Origin of the sequence: Actinopolyspora lacussalsi (assembly GCA_030803735.1) — a bacterium.
Taxonomy (GTDB): domain Bacteria; phylum Actinomycetota; class Actinomycetes; order Mycobacteriales; family Pseudonocardiaceae; genus Actinopolyspora; species Actinopolyspora lacussalsi.
The window spans coordinates 4134911-4155124 of the sequence record JAURUC010000001.1 but is presented as its reverse complement, the minus strand read 5'-3'; the positions used below and the strand labels follow the sequence as shown (position 1 = coordinate 4155124).

Annotated in this window: 14 protein-coding genes and 1 pseudogene; 8 read left to right on the top strand and 7 right to left on the bottom strand. The window is 67.0% G+C overall.

Annotated elements, in window-relative coordinates:
- Positions 1 to 311: 311 nt before the first annotated feature.
- From J2S53_RS18475 to J2S53_RS18465, 3 genes are read right to left on the bottom strand one after another with little or no spacing between them, the layout of a single operon-like run.
- Positions 312 to 938, bottom strand: coding sequence for a hypothetical protein (locus J2S53_RS18475; protein WP_456242030.1), 627 nt, complete (start codon positions 936 to 938; stop codon positions 312 to 314).
- Positions 931 to 1179: a hypothetical protein gene (locus tag J2S53_RS18470; RefSeq protein ID WP_456242029.1), complete on the bottom strand. Its 249-nt coding sequence runs from the start codon at positions 1177 to 1179 to the stop codon at positions 931 to 933. The genes J2S53_RS18475 and J2S53_RS18470 overlap by 8 nt, the downstream gene beginning before the upstream one ends.
- Positions 1176 to 1421: a zinc finger protein gene (locus J2S53_RS18465; RefSeq protein WP_456242028.1), complete on the bottom strand. Its 246-nt coding sequence runs from the start codon at positions 1419 to 1421 to the stop codon at positions 1176 to 1178. The genes J2S53_RS18470 and J2S53_RS18465 overlap by 4 nt, the downstream gene beginning before the upstream one ends.
- A 138-nt stretch (positions 1422 to 1559) precedes the next feature.
- Here J2S53_RS18465 and J2S53_RS18460 point away from each other — a divergent pair, with 138 nt between their 5' ends.
- From J2S53_RS18460 to J2S53_RS18450, 3 genes and pseudogenes are all read left to right on the top strand, one after another.
- The gene (locus J2S53_RS18460; RefSeq protein WP_456242027.1) at positions 1560 to 2411 is read left to right on the top strand and encodes a helix-turn-helix domain-containing protein; all 852 of its coding nucleotides are present in this window, start codon (positions 1560 to 1562) and stop codon (positions 2409 to 2411) included.
- 2 nt (positions 2412 to 2413) lie between these two features.
- Positions 2414 to 2605 carry a DUF397 domain-containing protein gene (locus J2S53_RS18455; protein WP_456242830.1) on the top strand — a complete coding sequence of 64 codons (192 nt, stop codon included), beginning with the start codon at positions 2414 to 2416 and terminating at the stop codon, positions 2603 to 2605.
- A 159-nt stretch (positions 2606 to 2764) separates the two neighbouring features.
- A pseudogene (locus J2S53_RS18450) lies at positions 2765 to 2914 on the top strand (DUF397 domain-containing protein); the annotation flags it as partial.
- A 139-nt stretch (positions 2915 to 3053) separates the two neighbouring features.
- Here J2S53_RS18450 and J2S53_RS18445 read toward each other — a convergent pair.
- Both J2S53_RS18445 and cas6e read right to left on the bottom strand, forming a co-directional pair.
- Positions 3054 to 3707: a hypothetical protein gene (locus J2S53_RS18445; protein ID WP_456242026.1), complete on the bottom strand. Its 654-nt coding sequence runs from the start codon at positions 3705 to 3707 to the stop codon at positions 3054 to 3056.
- Positions 3708 to 3862: 155 nt separating this feature from the next.
- Entirely contained in the window at positions 3863 to 4705 is an 843-nt protein-coding gene (cas6e, locus tag J2S53_RS18440; protein ID WP_456242025.1) for a type I-E CRISPR-associated protein Cas6/Cse3/CasE, read from the bottom strand.
- 568 nt (positions 4706 to 5273) lie between these two features.
- On the opposite strand from cas6e, the gene J2S53_RS18435 reads away from it, so the two are divergent.
- Positions 5274 to 5735 (top strand): helix-turn-helix domain-containing protein, encoded by a 462-nt coding sequence (locus J2S53_RS18435; protein WP_456242024.1) that lies wholly within the window; start codon positions 5274 to 5276, stop codon positions 5733 to 5735.
- Between the two features lie 16 nt (positions 5736 to 5751).
- Entirely contained in the window at positions 5752 to 6381 is a 630-nt protein-coding gene (locus tag J2S53_RS18430) for a hypothetical protein (protein WP_456242023.1), read from the top strand.
- 324 nt (positions 6382 to 6705) lie between these two features.
- Here the strand turns inward: J2S53_RS18430 and J2S53_RS18425 are convergent, their stop codons facing one another.
- Together J2S53_RS18425 and J2S53_RS18420 are read right to left on the bottom strand one after the other, a co-directional pair.
- Complete coding sequence (locus J2S53_RS18425) at positions 6706 to 7827, bottom strand: XRE family transcriptional regulator (RefSeq protein WP_456242829.1); 1122 nt, start codon at positions 7825 to 7827, stop codon at positions 6706 to 6708.
- Positions 7828 to 7877: 50 nt separating this feature from the next.
- Complete coding sequence (locus tag J2S53_RS18420) at positions 7878 to 8561, bottom strand: hypothetical protein (protein WP_456242022.1); 684 nt, start codon at positions 8559 to 8561, stop codon at positions 7878 to 7880.
- Positions 8562 to 8781: 220 nt separating this feature from the next.
- Between J2S53_RS18420 and J2S53_RS18415 the strand changes: the two genes are divergently transcribed.
- From J2S53_RS18415 to J2S53_RS18405, 3 genes are all read left to right on the top strand, one after another.
- Complete coding sequence (locus J2S53_RS18415; protein WP_456242021.1) at positions 8782 to 11616, top strand: helicase-related protein; 2835 nt, start codon at positions 8782 to 8784, stop codon at positions 11614 to 11616.
- Positions 11617 to 11814: 198 nt separating this feature from the next.
- Positions 11815 to 16425, top strand: a complete 4611-nt coding sequence (locus J2S53_RS18410; protein ID WP_456242020.1) for an Eco57I restriction-modification methylase domain-containing protein — start codon at positions 11815 to 11817, stop codon at positions 16423 to 16425.
- Positions 16422 to 20189, top strand: a complete 3768-nt coding sequence (locus J2S53_RS18405) for an AAA family ATPase (RefSeq protein WP_456242019.1) — start codon at positions 16422 to 16424, stop codon at positions 20187 to 20189. The genes J2S53_RS18410 and J2S53_RS18405 overlap by 4 nt, the downstream gene beginning before the upstream one ends.
- Positions 20190 to 20214: the final 25 nt, after the last annotated feature.

Sequence of the window (20214 nt, the reverse complement as noted above, 5' to 3'; positions counted from 1 at the left end):
TCCCCCTCGATCGCTTCGCTGTCCGAAGCGGAACGCTACCAAGCCGATGATCTCGTTCGGGGCTGTTCGGTCGACTCAACCGGGGCTGGTCGCGCGGCGATTTCGCGAGAAATTGACGGGGAGCCGCCCCGCCCCGCACGGCGAGTGGGGAGGGAGCCGCGCGAGGTGAGACGGCGGACGGGTCCACGGCGGAGTGTCGGGGATCGTCGCCGTGGCCCGTGGTCAACGGGGCGATTCGGTTGCCGTCCCGAGGTCGGCGGCCGTTCCGAGTGCGGAAGTGGCGGCGCGGCGCCGCGGAGACGGGCGAAGCTTCAGAGGCGGCGCAGTCCTTCGAGGACGCGTCCCAGCAGCGCCAGGTTCGGATCGGAATCGGGTAAGGAACCCACGGTCCTCGGCGCCGGTTGGCACCGGGAAGTGTGGCGGTGGTGCGGCCCGGGAGCTCGCCGAACGGCGGTGCCGCGCGGCGTGGTGTGGTGAGAGGCCGTTTGCCATGCGGCCAGGGCTTCGGTGTTCGGAGTCGCCGGGGAATTCGATGTCGCCGGGACCGCGCCGTGGGATTCGTCGTCGCGATCCCGGAGCGCGTGGTGAACGCTCACGCGGGATTCGAGCTGTTCGTCGGGGTCGGTTTCGGGCCAGCGGATCGGTTCTGGTTCGGATCGCGACTGTGTCGGTACGGCAGCACCGGATTCGGGGAGACCGCTGGAACCAGTAGTCGCGCTCGCGGTAGCTGCGGCCCGGGGCTCGGTGCCAGTGGAACCACTGGAATCACCGGCGGCACCGGCGAGTTGGGCTTGCAGTTGTCGGACCGTCAGCGTGCCCGGTCCTGCGCCGCCGTGCCTGGTGTGCGGACGCGGCGCGGGCTCGGGGTGCTGCGGCCAGAGCGCCAGGAGCATCGCCAGCGCTACCAGCAGGGTCGGCACGAGCAGCGGGTCAGACATCGGGATCGCCCTCGACAATGCGGTTTTCGGTTCCGTACCCCTCGGGAAGCGCGGGTTTCGCCGGGCTGTCGTGCGAGTCGGCGTAGTGCCGCAGTGCGATCGCCGTCTCGGCGAGTTCCTCCGCGAGTTCGCGGCAGCGGTCGGCGCTGAAGCGCCCGCCGCCCATCGCGAAGGCGGCCTCGTCACAACGCCACTGGCAGAGCCGCAGGAACCCGGCCAACCGGATGTGGTCACTGCTCATCGCGCATCACCTTCGTCAGCGTCATGGCGAGGCGGGGCGCCGACCAGTTCGCGGGTGGTGCGGTCGCAGTCCGGGCAGGTCGGCCACAACCAGGGGATGTCGCCGGTGGCCGTGAGCACCTCCCGGCCGCACAGCGCGGACACGGTCAGCTCCGGCGGGAACTCCAGGGCGGGCGGCGGCACCGGATCCCTGCTCGCGTGCCGCTGCTCCTCGGCGGGAACCCAGGTGAAGGGGTGGGACATGGTTGCCTCCAAAATCAGGATCAGCGAAGCGGCGCTTTGGTGCCACTGGTTCCAGAATTTGTCACCTTGTCACCAAACGATCAATGCCTCGATCAGGTGATACCTGTAGGCACAGCATGTTCACCTAGGATGTGGTGCATGGCTGGCACCAATGGCACGCCAAAGGCCAAAGCACTGGGCACCCGGCTCAGAGAGGCACGGAAAGCTGCTGGCTACACAGTTCGAGGACTGGCGGACCAACTCGAGCTCTCCCACAGCGCTATTTCCCGTTGGGAAACCGGCACGCGCTCACCGGAAACGGAAGACGTGGCTTCCATACTCGCCGCTACGGGCGTAAACGGCAGAGAACGCTCTGAACTGCTGGAAATGGCCCGTGGAACCGACGACCCACAGTGGCTCTCAGTACGAAGTGGCGACCGTGAGCGACAGATGGCGGCGCTGATCGACTTCGAACGCAACGCCAGCCACATCACCGATGTGGCTCCACTGCTGATACCTGGTCTGCTGCAAACAGCTGACTACGCCAGAGCCATCATGATCGCAGGCGAAGTCCCACAGTCGGAAGTTGAAACTCGCGTGGTGGTACGTGTTGGACGCCGTGAAGCACTCACAAGGCGAAATCCAGCGCGCTTCCTCGCACTGATCGGTGAAGCTGCTCTTCATCAAGAGATAGGTGGCAGCGAGGTCGTTCTCGACCAGCTCAAGTACCTACTGAGTGCTACTGAGATGCCCAACGTCGATCTGCGTATCGTGCCGGCTTCCGCAGGTTGGACCCCAGCGCTGGAAGGCCCGTTCGTGCTGATCGACTTCGACGCCGACTCACCGATAGTGCACCTGGAGAACAGGCGCGCAGCACTCTTCTTCCACGAAGCGGACGATATAGCGGCATACCGTACTGCGGTGGATAAGGTGAAACAGGTTTCGATGACGGCAGCGGAGTCCACCGCACTCATCGCAAACGTCATAACAGAGCTGGAGAAATCGGTATGAGCATGTCCCAAGAGCCAGCCAGCTGGCGAAAGTCGAGTCGGAGCAGCACACAGACGAACTGCGTCGAGGTCGGCCGCACCACCGACGGCGCCGCCGTCCGCGACAGCAAAGACCGCACGGCGGGCTACTTCACCACCACCCACCGGCAGTGGCAGACCTTCCTGCAAGCACTGAAGACCGACCACTTCGACTGAGCGAGGCACAGCCACGAGCGCGGCACCCCTGTAATCGGACAGGGGTGCCGTTCCGGCAGCTGACACCACCCGTTCGGACGTGGCGAACTCCCCACTCCCGGCGCGAGACTCAAGCTCGGCAGCGACCTCGACTCCCCGGAGCCCCACGACTGGCGAAAGTCCAGCCGCAGCAGCACACAGACGAACTGCGTCGAGATCGGCAGCGCCGCCGTCCGCGACAGCAAAGACCGCACAGCGGGCTACCTCACCACCACCCACCAACAGTGGCAGAACTTCCTGGTGTCGTTGAAGACTGATCACTTCGATTAAAGATTCGGGGAACAGCTACGCCTCACCGAGCAAGATGTAATCCTCTTCCACCAACAAGTTTTATGGTTCGCACTGCGAATCCTGCTAGTTCTCCTCATACTATGTAACTCCCCAGCACTGTCACCAACCTCACTGAGTACTACCCCTGCCCCTGCTCGGCAGTCCGTTCGCGTAGATACGGGGTGTCTGCGGTAATCAGGTGGGCCAATACCCACATAGGCAGCCGTAGGTTCAGCTTGGCCCCGGGGTTAATCTCTAGCAGCGTCGACGATTTTCCCATCAATTCCAGAATCTGGCTACCCTCCACCTTGCTGTGCTGCTCCCATTGACAGAACTGTTGCGAAGTGTAAGCCAAGAACAGTTGGGTTCCGGGATTTTCGGGATCGTCAATAAGTACGATACCGTTGTCATCGGGGTATCGGGCGTAGCTGACAAGCTCGGCATGGTAGAAACTGTCGGCCAGAGTACCCAGCGGATTGAAGCCGTTCAACACACGCCAGAGGGTCAGCTCCAGACCATTAGCAAAGCGCACACCAGCACGATTCGGATGAGGACAGTATCCCGGATTAACTTGATACTGCCCGGTAAACTGGCCCTGATTATCGACATAATATCCTCCCTGTACAGCGTACGCGGGAGGCTCTGTCACGTCGGGACGCACCATTGGGTCAACGATTGCTACCCAGTCATTTGATTTACTACGAGCCTGTTCGCGAAGCTCTTCATTGATTTCTGGCAACGGAAAGGGGCCGATCATCGTACTACGCGTGACCTGATCAGGCGTTAAAGACATCAATAATCCTCACAGTCGATGTTCCCAAACAATCTATTCTCAACGTGTTGACATGAGACAACTCTGCTACCTATTAAACTGATTTCACAACCTCCTGATTTCCGCTGAATGTCTGGAAGACAAAACCTGTTTCCATATGCCGCACTAGCACCCACTCATCCCGCCGACACAGAATCTCCGGTCAACGGCGCGAGCGTGAGCAATCCGCAACCGTAGGCCTTGGCGGGACCGATGCCGTGCAGCAGCGCCCGCCGCAGCAGCTCCACCGAGGTCACTCGTAACCGCCCCTCGAACGTCGCGGTGTGCAGCACCACTGGTTTCGAACCCCGCTTCTTGGCGAAGGAGTGCCTTTCACGTGCGGTGATCCGCACGTCTCCCGCGAACTCCGACGCATCGGCGGTATCCCCACGCGCAGCCTCGGGCGTCAGGGCGCCGCCGGTCGCGTCGGTGGAATCAGCGGTTGCCGCGACACTGGGGTGTTCGGTCGCGCCCGTTCCGGACGAAGCTCCCGGCACCGAGAACCCCCACTTCTCGGTGCGTTGCAGGAACCAACCGAGCTGCGCTCCGGCGGTACGGTGACCTATCCGCTGCGAACGCCGCCGCTGCCCTTCCCCGGCACGCTGCCGCTGTCGCTCGGTGGGGTGTTCCGGCTCGCTGGTGTTCTGCACCGGATTCGCGGTCACGCGGAAGGCGAACTCCTCACCCACCGCCAGCTGAGTCAGCAGTGGCTCGTACTCGCGCAGTTCGTAGTGCTCACCGTCGGCGTGCGGCCAACCGGCCTGCTCGACCAGGTGCGTCCAGTCCGGTTTGGACTCGGAGAGCACCAGCAGCTTCGGCCGGTGCGGGTTGTCGCTGTCCAGCCGCCACAACGGGCGCTGCCGCTCGGGATCGTCGGCCAGGCCGCCCATGACCGCCCCGTGCAGCCTGCGGGGATTGCCGAGCAGGTCACGGCTGCCCGAGCGCAGCGGGTTGAGTCGGATGCGGGACAGGTAGTTCATCGGTTCACCACCCCAGCCGCGCGAACGGATCGCGCACACCAGGTGCTCGTCGCGTCACGGACAGCCACACGGTATCCGCGATCAACGACGACGTGGGGTCATCCGCGGAGATCGATCGCTCACACGGTGACCGTTCGCACTGTTGTGCACTGTGGACAACTGGGAGTCCGATCCCCGTCCAAGCTCTGCGGGCCTCGATTTCTCGCGAAATCGCCGGGCACCGGACGCCGGACAGCGGAGAGCCGGGCGTCGAGCACGGGGCGCTGGGTGCCGAGCGGGGACACCGGAGCGCACGGGAATACCGGGCAAGAGAAGCTAGTGGCCACGGAGGTGCTCGCCCCATACCCCCAGAACGGGGCGAGCACGCTGCCGCTGGTCAACTCCCCGGAAATATTTCGCGTTTCCACGGGGCGCTGGGCTCCGGAAGCTATGATCCCGGATCGGCGTTTGCTACTGTTGACAGTAGCATCATCACTGTAAACCATCACGGTGAAACACTGTCAACAGCCGTTTACGGTGCTTGGACCTGGGGAAACTCACCAACAAACTGGCGGACGAGAAGAACGCTATGAGTGCCAACGAAGCCGGACGCGAAAACACTTTCGCGGGCAAGCTCGCCCATCTCATCGCCACGGTGCATCCACCGGACCGCGGCACCTACAGCTACCGCGAGATCGAGGCGGGAATCCGGCACCTTCCAGGGGCGATGTCGGCGCAGTACATCAGCCAGCTCAAAACCGGGACACGAACCAATCCCAAGATCCACTACGTGGAGGCGCTGGCGGAGTTCTTCGGCGTGCCCGCGGGATACTTCTTCGACGACGAGGTCACCGAGCGCATCGACGCGCAGATCGCCGACCTGAAAACCTGGCGCGACACCGAGGCACGCGACATCGCCCAGCGCTTCGCCGGACTGGACCGACGGGACCGCAACACCGTCTCCAACCTCATCGACAGCCTCGACGCCTACAACGCACGCCCCCGCCACCAACGCACCCGTCGCAAAACCGACCGCGACAACACGGCGTAAGACGTAAGATGTGCCGATGTCGACCCGCGAGACCAGTTCCCAGACCGAGCGCAAGCACCTGCTCGCCCGCGTCGTCACCGAGGTTCTAGCCCCCTGGGTGATCGTGCTGGTGCTGCCACTGGTGGTGGCCGGTCAGGCCACGGCGGAGTTCGGCTCCACCCTGCTGTGGGGAATGGTCGTGGCGCTGACCAGCAGCGTGCTGCCGATGGGCGTGGTGGTGTGGGGCAGCCGCACCGGCAGGTGGGACGGGCACCACGTCCGCGACCGCCAGGGCAGGCTGATTCCGTTCACCGCGCTGATCGTGCTCAGCCTGCTCGGGCTCGCGCTGCTGATCGCGGGCCGTGCTCCGGAGAAACTGATCGCGCTGGACATCAGCATGATCATCAGCCTGCTGGTCACCGGCACGATCACGGTCTTCTGGAAGATCTCGATGCACACCGCCGTGGCAGCGGGTGCGGTGACCGTGCTGGCACTGCTCTACGGACCCGCGCTGTGGTGGGGCGCGCTGGTGACACTGGCCGTGGCGTGGTCCCGGGTGGCCGTCGACGACCACACCCCGGCCCAGGTCACCGTCGGCGCGCTGACCGGGGCGGTGATCGGCGGCGGATCGTTCGCGCTGCTGCTCGGCGGGAACACCGCGCTCTGAGCGGCACGGCTCGGCGGATCGACGGTTCAGCCGCTCGGCGAGCGCGAACTCAGTCCATCCAGCCGCTCCGTTCGGGATGACGCATGTCGTACTCGAACTCCTGCAAGGCATTCCACCCCCACCACGTCAGCAGCCCGAGCAGGATCATCCCCCCAGAACGACGAGCCATTTCGCGCGAACACGCAAGCCGTGATTCCCCTCGATTCGGAAACGATGGCCGAGTCCGGAACATCCGGCGGTGTTCCGAAAGCCGACAACCGTCTATACGAGGATGGATGCTCACCCTCACGAAGCTCCAAGAATCCACTGCGGACACTTGTCGCCTCAACCGGAGGGAACCGGTTTGAGCGCGGGATAGCCTCGCGTCTGCTCGGATTCACGGTGCACCCGCATCCGCTCCACCGAGTCGACGGTCTCGTGGACCGGAACGATCGCCAAGCCGCGCAGGAAACCGGCGACGTCCTCGACCGGCAGGGCCAACTCCTCGGCGATCCGCCCGACCGAGATTCCCCGCGCACGCAGCGAACGCAGTACCTTCTCAAGCAGCTGCGAACCCTCCCTGCGGACCCCGTCCGGTTCCCCATCTCGGTACCCCCTGGCGCTGAGCTCGACGCAGGCGTCCCGGTAACGCTCCTCGCCGAGCAGACCGAGCTCGTGCACCCGGTGGGCCAGCGCCATCGCCGAAACGCGCCAGATGGACTTGCCCTCCAGCAACTGCCCGGTCAACGGCGAGCGCGGCATACTCGCGAACACGCTGTCGCGCGGCATCAGGAAGGCCCCCGCGAAGGCGTCGGCCTCCCGCTCGACCGCGCTGCCGGTCAACTCGACACTTCCGGAGTGCAGCACGAGATGCCCCAGCTCGTGTGCCGCGTCGAATCGGCCACGCTCACCCGAGGTGAAGGTGTTCAGAAAGACGAAGGGGCGCGCCGAGTGCCGGAACGAGAACGCGTCGACATCCGAGTAGTCGGCAGCGTGGGCGAAAACCCGGACCCCTCGTGACTCCAGCAGATGCACCAGGTTCGGCACGGGTTTGCAGTCCACGCTCCAGCGGACCCGCAGCATCTCTGCGGCCGTGTGCGGGTCGAAGCCGCCGAGATCCGGCACGTCCGGAGCGGGCAGTTCGAAATTGCGTTCCAGCCAGTCGTTGAACTCCACCGCGAGAGTGGAGGCGCTGACAGCGGCGCCGACCTTGCGTTTGGCCGTCTTGCGGCGTGCGCGGAACGAGACCGCATCGGTGGCGATCTCCGCAGGTTCCTCCCTCGCGAAGAACTCCACGGGGAACCGCAGCCGTTCGGCCAGCAGCCGCAGCGTGTCCTCGCCGGGCTCGGCGCGGCCCCGCTCGAAATCGCTGATCCGCCTCGCGGGCACACCCACGTATCCCGCCAGCTCGGCCTGCGGCAGCCGACGGCGTGCACGAGCGAGCGTGAGACGACCGGGCGAGAACATCACCGAACCATTGTCGCGCAACCCCGTTGAGCACCCAACAGGTCGGACGGTTACTTTGCCGCGACGTAGACGTCGATGTCCTTCGGTTTTTCCGGCCCGTACGGCTGCGCCACCGGATCGAAGGTCTGTTTCGGCAGCAGCAGACGTTCCCGCCACCGAGTGATGTAGGAGCCGGTTTTGATGGGCTCGGCGAACGAGACCTCCCGGTGAACCTCGAACCTCTTCCCGTCATCGGTCGGCACCGTGAGCGAGTACGTCACCAGAAACCAGAGATCCATCTCGCCGAGCTCGTCGGAAGTCAGCTGGGTTCGTCCGTTGGGCTGGGCCACGTCGAACGTGAGTACCGAATCGCCCCCTCGCACGGCGGTACCTTCCGAAACCGCTTTGCCCTTGGGGTATTTGCTGCGCGGCCCGTCCTTTCCGTACTGGTTACCGGTTCTGTTGTCCCCCAGTAGAACTCCCAGCGCTGTTTTGCTGTCCGGGTCGAAGACCACCGGCACGTTCTGCGGATCGGCGAACCGCCAGTTCATTTCCGCCACGATCAGCGAACGCAGCTTCCCCACCCGTGCGATCCAGTCCCGGAGCCCGGCCGCGGAGCGCGGTTCGAACTCGCCCCTGAGGCGTCTCGCCTCGACTCCCGCGTGCACGGCCTCGTCCATGTACGAGGCACGCAGCCCCAGCTCACGCAACCGACGTTGCGCGTCCTCGCCGCTCCGAACGATGGTCTCCGACATGTGACCTCCCACAACGCACGGCCACCCCACCTCTACTAAGAAACGATCACCGCCGGATACCGCCGAGCGAGCGACGCGAGCACGTCGAAACCACCGATTCCGGGCGAGAACCGCACATCTCGACCCGCTCACCAGGTGATGATCACTCCGCTGAAACGAGCCTCTTACGATTCGTGATGTGACCCCACGGCCCCGTGGGTCACTGGATAGGCTCGGGGACGTGTCAGCAGGGCTAACGGAGGCACCGGATATTCCGGTGGGGGCGCAGATCGTCGTACGTGACGAGGAGTGGCTGGTTCGCGCGGTTCGGAACGCGGGCCGGGACGGCATGCGGGTCGAGGCCACGGGGGCCTCGGAACTCGTTCGCGACCAGGACGCGGTGTTCTACACCGCGCTCGACGAGATCGAGGTGCTGGATCCGCGCAAGACGCGCCTGACCGCCGACGACAGTCCGGGTTTCCGCCGGTCCCGGCTGTGGCTGGAATCGCTGCTGCGGCAGAGTTCCACCCCGGTGAGCAGCACCGACATCGTCACCGGCCACCGGGGTCTGGCCGACGACATGGAGTACCAGCTGCGCCCGGCGCACCAGGCGCTGTCCAACCTCCGGCCGCGGGTGCTGATCGGCGACGCCGTGGGGCTGGGCAAAACCCTGGAGATCGGCATCACGCTGACCGAGCTGATCGAGCGCGGTCGGGGCGAGCGCATCCTGGTGGTCACGCCCCGCGCGGTGCTGGAGCAGTTCCAGCACGAGATGTGGACGCGCTACGCCATCCCGCTGGTGCGGCTGGACTCGGACGGCATCCAGCAGGTGCGCCAGCGGCTGCCCGCCTCGCGGAACCCGTTCAGCTACTACCGCCGCGCGATCGTCTCGATCGACACGCTCAAGAACCCGGCGCGCTACAAGCACCACCTCAAGGACCAGCACTGGGACGCGGTGGTCATCGACGAGTGCCACAACCTCATCAACCGGGGCACCCAGAACAACGAGCTGGCGCGGCTGCTGGCCCGGCAGACCGACGCGCTGATCCTGGCCAGCGCCACACCGCACAACGGCAAGCCCGAGTCGTTCGCCGAGCTGGTGAACCTGCTGGAGCCGACCGCGATCGCCGACCCGAGCGACTACCGGGCCGCCGACATCGAGCACCTCTACGTGCGCAGGCACCGCAACTCCGAGGACGTGCAGCTGGAGGTCGGGCACCGCTGGGCCGCGCGCGAGGAACCCGACATCCGCCCGGTCACCCCCAGCGCGGCGGAACGGGCCGTGCTGGACGAGCTCCGCGACGTGTGGCTGCGCCCCTCGGCCGGTAAGTCCCCGGTCAGCGGCAAGGGCGGCACGCTGTTCCCGTGGACGCTGTTCAAGGCGTTCCTGTCCTCGCCGCAGGCCCTGCACAGCAGCATCCAGCGGCGGCTGCGAACCCTGGGCGAACGCACCGAGGCCACCGACGTCGCGACCGAGACCTCCGCGCTGCACCGGCTGGACGAGCTGACCGACAAGGTGCGCGAGCGGGGTCCCGCCAAGTTCGACGCGCTGCTGGACTACCTCCGCGAGGTCGGCGTCTCCGCCGATGGCGAGGCCCGCGTGGTGGTGTTCTCCGAACGCATCGACACGCTGAGCTGGCTGCGCGACACGCTTCGACAGCGGCTGGGGCTTCCCGAACGAGCGCTGGCGATGCTGCACGCCCAGCTGCCGGACGCCGAGGTGCAACGGATCGTGCAGGACTTCGAGCTGGCCTCCAGCAGCGTGCGGGTGCTGCTGGCCAGCGACATGGCCTCGGAGGGCATCAACCTGCACCGCCAGTGCCACCGGGTGGTGCACTACGACCTGCCGTGGAGCTTCATCCGCATCCAGCAGCGCAACGGCCGCATCGACCGCTACCTGCAGGAGAACCCGCCGGAGATCACCGCGCTGGCGCTGGGCGACGAGGACACCGCCACCGACAGCGAGCTGCGGGTGGTGACCAAGCTGCTCGCCAAGGAGCAGGCCGCCAACCAGGCGCTGGGCGACGCGGGCGCGCTGCTGAACCTGCGGGACGAGCAGCTGGAGGAGGAAGAGGTCATGAAGCTGCTCCGCGACGGCGGCGACATCGCGGCGGAGATTCCCGACGCCGATTCGGATGAGCTCGACCCGTTCGCGGCGCTGCTGGCCAACGGCGGGGAGCACGCCGAGGACACCGCGGTCCCGACCGCGCCCAAGCGCACCCTGTTCGACGACGACGACAACTTCCTCGCCGAGGCGCTGGAGGAGATCTCGCCCGACGGCGAGAAACTGGAGATCCACCGCGACGAGGAGACCGACCTGCTGGCGTTCAACACGCCCCAGGACCTGGCGCAGCGGTTGAACGACCTGCCGGAGAGCTACCGCTCGGAACGCGGCATCGGAACCAGGATCAGGGTTTCCGCCCAGCCCGCTTTCGCCGAGCAGCGGCTCGCCAGGGCCCGCGCGGACGAGAACACCACCTGGCCGGACGTCAGCTACCTCGCCCCGATCCACCCGGTGCTGGAGTGGGCGGCCACCCGCGCGCTGGCCCGGTTCGAACGGGACGAGGCGCCGGTGATGGCAGCGGCGGTGGCCGAGCCGGTGTTCCTCACCCAGGCCAGCTGGTCCAACTCACTGGGTCAGGCGGTGCTCAACCACTGGGGCGCGGTCAGTGGCCTGCCCGACGAGCCCGTGGTGGGCGAGCTGCACGAGACCCTGGAGCGGGCGGGGCTGCGGGAGCGGGTCCGCAACCCCGGCGGCGTGCGGGAGTGGCTGGACAAGGCACAGCCGCTGGTGCCGGAGGCGGTGGACGCGGCCGAGCGGGACCTGCGCCGCAGGCGCGAGGAGATGGAGAGCGATCTGCTCGCGCGGCTGGACCGGCAGCGCGAGCGACTGAGCGAATGGCGGCAGCTGGCGCTGTCGATCGCCGAGGACAACAACGCCTCGAACGACCGCAAGCAGGGTCTGCGCAGCACCCACGACGAGACCTCGCGGCTGATCGACTCACTGGCCGTCTCGGGCGAGCCGTTCGTGCGGGTGGTGGGGCTGATCGTGCCTGCCGACCGGTCGGGGGAATAGGACCTCGCCGGGCTCGGCCGCTCGACCGTCCGAACCCGAGCCCGCCGTCCGAACCCGACCCGCCGCGCGGCGGCGCCGCAGCGGCCACCGCACCACCGGCAGCGACCAGCCCGTCGGCGTCGCCCCGCCACCGACACCGCGCCAACCGGCACCACGCCAACCAGCACTGCGCCACCCGAAACGACGAAGGCAACGAGGATGTACGACTCGATCCACAACGTCGGCGACTTCCTGTCCCCGCACTGGCTCTCCGAAGCCTTCCCCGGCAAGCTCAAGACGCTGACCAAGGAGTGGCGGGAGCGCGCGAGCCACGGCAAGCACAGCCCGCTGCGGGGGCTGTCCGGGATCAGCGGGCGCTTCGTCAACGCCAAGGCCGCGCTGCCCGCGCCTCGGGAAGCGGACTTCGGCCGGGCGGTGACCGAGCTGCACGGCATCCTGCTGGAGGCTCTCGGGATCACGCCCGACCCCACGGTGCTGCACACGAGGCAGTCCGAGACACCGGTGGAGGTGCCGCTGCTGGCGCGCTGCCAGTCCGCCTCCGGTGAGGCGCTGCACGTGCTGCAGGCGGCCCCGGTGGACGATGTGGACGACCTGTTCGGCGCGGACGGCGGGCTGCTGGAGCCGGTTCGGCTGCGCACCGGCAAGGAGAAGGTCGAGGAGATCCCCGCGGTCACCCAGGCGGTGCAGCGGCTGCTGCTGACCGAGGAGGCGCCCCGGTTCGTGCTGGTGGTCTCCGGCGGCTGGCTGGTGCTGTCCGATGTGCACCGCTGGGCCGAGGGCCGCTACCTGGCCTTCGACGTGCACACCGCGCTGGCCAGGAAGGACGACAAGGCCACCGGCGAGCTGGCCTGGCACGCCGGGCTCGCCTCGGCCGACGTGCTGCTGCCCTCGGCGGAGAGCACCAGCCTGCTCGCGGAATTCACCGACGAGTCGATCAAGCACGCGGTCGGCGTCAGCGAGGAGCTGCGCGAGGGCCTGCGGGTCTCGGTGGAGCTGATCGCCAACGAGGTGATCGACAAGCGCAGGCAGCGCGGCGAGGCCGTGGCGGACATGCCCGAGCTGCCCAGGGAACTGACCACCCAGTCGCTGCGGTTCCTCTACCGCATCCTGTTCCTGCTCTACGCCGAGGCCCGCCCCGAGCTGGGCATCCTGCCGGTGGGGGCGCCGGAGTACGACGCTGGCTACGGGCTGGACCGGCTGCGCGAGCTGATCCACAAGCCGCTGACCGGCAAGTCCCGCGAGGGCCACCACCTGCACGACTCGCTGCGGCTGCTGTTCCGGCTGGTCAACACCGGCCACGGCACCGAGCACCCGGAGAGCGACGGGCTGGTGTTCGAGCCGCTGCGCGCGGACCTGTTCGACAGCGGGCACGCACACCACATCGACGATGTGGACCTGAGCAACGCGGTGCTGCAGCGGGTGCTGTCGATGCTGCTGCTGTCCAAACCGTCCAAGGGCAGCGGCGGCCGAGCCGGTTACGTCTCGTACGCGCAGCTGGGCATCAACCAGCTCGGCGCGGTTTACGAGGGACTGATGGCATACAGCGGGTTCATCGCCGACCGCAGGCTGGTGGAGCTGGCCAAGGACGGCGACCCGAGCAAGGGCACCTGGCTGGTGCCGGAGGAGAACCTCGGGCAGTACGAGGAACGGCACGTGGTACGCCGGGAGGACCCGTTCACCGAGGAACGCAGCAACGTGACGCACCCGGCGGGCACCTTCGTCTACCGGCTCTCCGGGCGGGATCGGCAGCGCAGCGCCTCGTTCTACACCCCGGAGGTGCTGACCAGGTGCGTGGTGCGGCATTCGCTGCGGGAGCTGCTGAGCGAGCACACCCCGGCCGAAGCCATCCTGGACTACCGGGTGTGCGAGCCCGCGATGGGCAGCGGCGCCTTCCTGAACGAGGCGATCAACCAGCTGGCCGAGGAGTACCTGCGGCGGCGGCAGCTGGAGCTGGACGAGACCATCGACCCGGAGCGCTACCGCGACGAGCTGCAGAAGGTGAAGGCCCACTTGGCGCTGCACCGCTGCTACGGGGTGGACCTCAACGACACGGCCCGCGAGCTGGCCGAGATCTCGCTGTGGCTGAACGTGATGCACCCCGGCCTGCGGGCACCCTGGTTCGGGCTGCATCTCAAGCGCGGCAACTCGCTGGTGGGCGCGCGCCGTGCCACCTACGACCTCACCTCGCTGGGCAAGGCCAAGCGCAGCTGGACCGGCACCCCGCCCACCGAGCGCCCGCTGAGCCAGGGCGCGCTCCCGGACGGCGAGATCCACCACTTCCTGCTGCCAGCGGCCGGTTGGGGCTCGGTCGCCGGGGTGAAGCAGGCCAAGGAACTCGCGCCGGACCGCGCCAAGGCGCTCCGGGAGTGGGCCAAGTCCGTCACCAAGAAGCCCACCGAGAAGCAGGTGCAGCGGCTGCGCGGGCTGGCGCGGCGCGTGGAGCGGCTGTGGGAGCTGACCCGACGGCGGCTGGAGATCAGCGAACGCGAGGTGTCCCGCGAGATCGGGGTGTGGGGCGCGACGAGCGGTTCCGAGACCGCCGCCGTCACCCGCGAGGAGGTGGAGCGGGAACTGAACGACCCGGACGGGCCGTACCAGCGGCTGCGGCTGGCGATGGACGCCTGGTGCGCGCTGTTCTTCTGGCCGGTCACCACCGAGGTGCAGCCGCCGGACCTGGAGCAGTGGCTGAGCATGCTGGAAGGGCTGCTCGGCTCCGGCGGCAAGCGGGACCCGGGCAACCAGGCCGAGCTGGCCGAGAGCGTGGCCGGGTTCCACGAACTGGCCGATATGGACGAGCTGGAGAAGAGCTACTCCGGCATGCGCTCGGTGACCATGCTGTACGTGGCGCACCCCTGGCTGGGCACCGCCCGCGAGATCTCGCAGCGGGAGGGCTTCTTCCACTGGGAGCTGGACTTCGCGCAGGTCTTCGCGGGCGGCGGATTCGACCTGCAGCTCGGGAACCCGCCGTGGGTGCGGCCCACGTGGAACGACGACCAGACGCTGGCCGAGTTCGACCCGTACTTCGTGCTGCGCGAGAAGATTCCGCCGGAGACTTTCCAGCGACTGCGCTCGGAAATCCTCGCGGATCCCGGCGCCACCGAGCGGTACCTGGGGGAGCTGAGCTCCTGGGCCGGACTCAACGAGCACCTCGGATCAGCGGTGGAGCATCCCGTGCTGCACGGGGTGCAGACCAACCTCTACACCAACTTCATGGAGCGTTCCTGGCGCTCCATGCACGACTCCGGCGTCGTCGGGCTGCTGCATCCGGAGAGTCACTTCACCGACCCCAAGGCCGGGAAACTGCGTGAGGCGACCTATCGGCGGCTGCGTAGGCACTGGCAGTTCATCAACGAAGCCCAGCTCTTCGACGATGTGCATCACCAGACCATCTACGGCGTCCAGGTATACGGCTATCCGGGAGAGATCAGCTTTCGGCAGGTCGCCAACCTACTGGTGCCGGAGACCCTGGAGGGCTCGCTGCAGCACGACGGTTCGACCGAGATCCCCGGAATCCAGTATCCCTCGGGCGGTTGGGACCTGCGGCCGCACGCCTCGCGCGTCGTGGAGATCACCGAACGCACTCTGGCCCAGTGGGCGGCGCTGTTCGACGAGCCGGGTACCCCGGCACCGCAGGCCCGGCTGCTGCGGCCGGTGACCCGCGAACAGCTCGACGCGCTCGGCGCCGTCTCGGAACAGACCAGGCGGATGGCCGGCCTCGACTACCAGTGGTCCAGCGGCTGGCACGAGAAGGGCGCCAAGGAGGACGGCTTCATCGAGTGGCGGACGGAATACCCGTCGAGCTGGGACGAGGTAATCCTGCAGGGGCCGCAGTTCTCCGTGGCCACCCCGTTCGGCAAGGAACCCAACGAGAACTGCAAGAGCAACCTCGACTACTCCGACTGGGATCCGGAGGAACTGCCGGAAACGGTGCTCCCGCGCACCAACTACCAGCGCGCCACCGATCGGGAGAATTACGAGGCCGGACTCACCCACTGGAACGGGCGGCCCTACACCGACTTCTACCGCCTCGCCTGGCGCGCTATGACACAGCCAGGGTCCGAGCGATCGCTAATCGCATCAATAATTCCACCGGGACCGGCTCATATCCACTCAGTGATGAGTCTATCCACCGAGACAAATTACCAAACTCTGTTCATGGGTGGGCTTTGGACATCGATCCCGTTTGATTATTTCGTAAAGATCAGCGGGAAAGCGAATATTTCCGATGAGCTGATCAGACGCTTCCCCGCCCCGCTCGACCACCCGGCCGCGCCGATGCTGCTGCTGCGCGCGCTGCGGTTGAACTGCCTCACGCGGGACTACGCGCCGTTGTGGGAGGAGCTCTACGAGCGGGGCTTCGCCGCGGACAGCTGGACCACCCCGTTCTCCGACTGGCCCGAGCTGGGGGTGTCCAACCAGGAGTGGGACTGGGAGACCCCGCTGCGTTCGGAGTTCGAGCGCCGGGCCGCGCTGGTGGAGCTCGACGCGCTCGCCGCGCTGCTGCTGGGGCTGACCGCCGAGCAGCTGTGCCTGATGTATCGCGGGCAGTTCGCGGTGCTGCGCAAGTACGAGTACAACATGTGGTTCGACAACCTGGGCCGCAAGATCGCCAAGGACCACCACGCGCACGGCGTCAAGCAGCACAAGGACGACTTCAAGCTGCTGCAGGCGTACCTCAACGAGCAGGACAGCGGCGACCTGCTCGACCGCTACGAACCACCGATCACCCCGGTGGACCGCGAGCGGGAGATGACCGCCGCCTACCAGGACTTCGCCCGACGTCTCGGATCTCAGGAGAACGACCAGTGAACAACGTGCGCCATCTGTCGGTAAGGGTGCCCTGGCACGACGCGGGCTGGAACGGCTCGGTGTGCCACGACCCGAGTTCCAACAGTTCCTGCGTGCTGTTGAAGAACATCGGGGAGAACCGCGAGGACGACTACGAGACCGAGAACGCGGGCAGACCCTTCGCCGAGCTGAACCCGAAGAAACTACCGTGCGTCTCCGAACGCGCGGGCTTCCTCAGCTCACGAGAGCAGCCGGTCCCGAAGAAACACCCCTATTCGTGGCACTCCGCGCTGCAGAACATCTCCGAAACCACGCTGGAACTGCCCGCCTACTCGACGCACGTCACGCCGTACTACTGGCTCAACACCGAACACACCGACGAGGTGCTGCGCCAACACCACGTTCCGGAGTACTCCCCGGACAAGGAACAGCTGGCGCTGGACGCGCTGGGGTGGGACAACTCCCCCTGGCTGCTGCACGCCGACAACCAGCGGGCGATGCTGGAAACGTTCTTCCGGGACGTGCGGGCGGAACAGTCGCTGGTGTTCTTCTACCTCAAGCACTCGCCCTTCGAGCAGGCCGGGCGGCGGCTGTTGGTGGGAGCCGGGTTGGTCGACAGGATCACCATGCCCGGCAGGTGGCCCACCAACGGCCCCACCGAGTTCCCCAACCAGATGTGGGAAGTCACCCTGGGCCACACGCTGCGCCCGGACGGCACCGGCGGCATCCTGCTGCCGCTGCAACGGCTGTCCGAACTGGACGCCAAGGGCGTGGACGTCTCCGAAGCGCTGGCGAACGCGCCCGAACGCGAGCGGGAGTTCTCCTACGTCACCGAGCACGTCCCGCAGGACACCGCGGTCGCCACGCTACTCGAACTCAGCCGCGCGGCCCACGCGGCCCACGAGCTCGGCTGCGAGTTGCCCAATCGCTCGCTGGAATGGCTGGACGAGCAGCTCGCCCAGACCTGGCGGCGTCGCGGGCCCTCCCCCGGCCTGCCCGGGGTGCTCTCCCGGCTCGGCTGGGAACAACCCGCTTTCGCGGCGCACGCCCTCGGCGAGGCGGCCGGGGACGGGGAAGACCCGTGGCCGCTGCTGACGGACGCACTGGAGGGGCGCGAGGTTCCCGAACCGTTGGGAACGCTGGCGACCAAACCACGCAGGAAAATTTGGTCCAAACTGGATGAGCAGTGGCGCGCCGCACTGCGGCTGTTGGCGCGCTTCGACCTGAGTGCGGAGGAGATCGACCGGATCCTCGACGGGACCACCTCCTTCGAGATAACGCCGGAGGAGCTGCTGGAAAACCCGTACGACCTGGTCACCTCCACGGTCGATGACGACGAACCGATCTCGTTCACCGTGATCGACCGGGGGTGCTACCCCGATCCCGCGATCTCGGAACGGCATCCGCTACCGGTTTCCGAGCCGTTCGAGGATCCGGTGGACCAGCGCCGGGTGGAAGCCGCCCTCACCGAAACCGTGGCCGAGGCCCAGCAGGAGGGCCACACCCTGCTTCCACGAGCCGAAGCGGTCGAACGCGCCCAGCGGCTGACCCCCACCCGGCCGATGAAGCTGACCGACACCACGCTGTCCGGGTTGGATCTGCTGCCCGAGGATCTCGACGCCGATCCCGAGTACAACTGGCCACCGCTGGCGCACACAGAGCTGGCCGACGGGGAGTGCGCCTATAAGCTGCGTTCGGCCATCACCAGGGTGAACACGATCAACTCGTTCCTGGCGAACCTGCGCGCCGCTGAGCCACACCCAGTCCCGGACGACCTGGGCAGCGAGTTGGCGGCGATACTGTCACCCGAGGATTCCGACGAAAACGCCGACGAGGAGGACCCGGCCGAACAGCGGGCGCGTACCGAGAAGCAGCAGGCGCTGCGGGAGCTGTACCGCTCCCGGTGCACCGTGCTGAACGGTCCAGCGGGCACCGGTAAAACCACGCTGATCCGCGCGCTGGCGCAACGTGACGAGGTTTCCGAACGCGGCGTGCTGCTGCTCGCCCCCACCGGCAAAGCACAGGTGCAGCTGTCCAACAAGGTCGGCGGGACCGCCAAGACCCTCGCGGCTTTCCTCGGGCCGGCCGGACGATACGACGGGGAGAGCGCCCGTTACCGCGCCACCGGCGATCCCAGCAGCAGACAGCGCTACGGCACCGTGGTGGTCGACGAGGCGTCCATGCTCACCGAGGACATGCTGGACGCGCTACTGGACGCGCTGGTTCCCCCGGACCGACTGGTGCTGGTCGGGGACCCGAGGCAGCTTCCCCCGATCGGGGCGGGGCGCCCCTTCGTCGATCTGGAGCACACGGCCAGGCAAGGGCACGACGGGAGTTGGCCACGGGTTTCCGACGGGTGGGCCGAACTGACCGTGCTGCGCCGCCAACGGGAGTCCGGGCGTACGCGCGACGACCTGATGCTGGCGCGCTGGTTCGGCGGCGACGAGCTACCCGAAGGGTTCGACGAGACCTGGCAGCGCCTCCGGAACGAGGAGTCGATGCCCACGCTGCGTGCCGTGCCGTGGCGGGGACGTACGCCGGAGCAGGTCATCGACGAGGTGCTGGCCGAGGAGTTGCACGTCGACCCCGCGGACGGCGGACGCAGCTTCGCGGCCTCCTACGGCGCCACCGTGGACGACTTCGTCAGCTACAACGAGGCACCGGAAGCGTGTGAACAGTGGCAGTTGCTCTCCCCTGTGCGCGGTCGCGGGCACGGCACCGTCGAGCTCAATCGGCATCTGAAACGAACGCACCGGGAGTTCGAGCTCAAGAAGGCCACCAAGTGGCCGAAGTATCGGAACGTGCCCAAACCGTTGGGCAGTGAGCGCATCGTGCTCGGCGACAAAGTGGTGAACCTGCGCAACCAGATGCTGCGGTCGTGGTCGCGGGAAACGGGCCAGACCCGCGAGTACGTGGCCAACGGCGACATCGGTGTCGTCACCGGCCGGATCGCCAGAAAGGGCCAGAAGGCTCCGTGGGAAACCCAGGCGCGGTTCTCCTCCCAGCCCGAGAAGCGGATGACCGTCAACGGCGCGCTTTCCGGGGAGGACCCCAGCATCGAACTGGCTTGGGCGCTGACCGTGCACAAATCGCAGGGCAGCGAGTTCGGCACGGTGTTTTTGATGCTGCCCGCGGGGGCGTGGAACCTATCCCGGGAAATGCTCTACACCGCGCTGACCAGGCAGAGCGAGAAGATCGTGATCTGCCACGAGGGGCCGCTGGAAGACCTGATGCGGCTCAGCGACTCGACCCGATCGGACGCGGCACGCAGGTTCACCGACCTGAACCGCAGCCCCGATCTGCGGGAGATCACAGCGGGTGGCAAGGGCGAGAAAGCCACCGTGGACAGCGGGCTGCTGCACATCACCAGCAGCAACATCGCCGTGCGCAGCAAGAACGAAGTGATCATCGCCGAGATCCTGGAAGAGTTGCATCCCGGTCGCTGGCAATACGAGTCCCCGCTGGTGGGCGACGACGACACGGTTCGGTTGCCGGACTTCACCATCGAATCCGCCAACGGCGACAAGTTCTACTGGGAGCACCTGGGCATGCTCGACGAGCCGGACTACGCGGCAGCCTGGGAACGCAAGAAGGCCTGGTACGCCGAGCAGGGAGTCCTGCCCCGGGAAGCGGGCGGCGGACCGCGCGGAACCCTGATCTCCACCGAGGACCGCGACGGTGTGAACGCCCGCGAATGGAAGGAGCTCGCCGAATCACTGCTCGGTGACGGTCCCCGGCGTCCCGAGCGCGGCGGCGGCAAGAAACGCGCCCCCGCTCGTGAGTGACGGAACGTGGCGTACGTACAGCCAG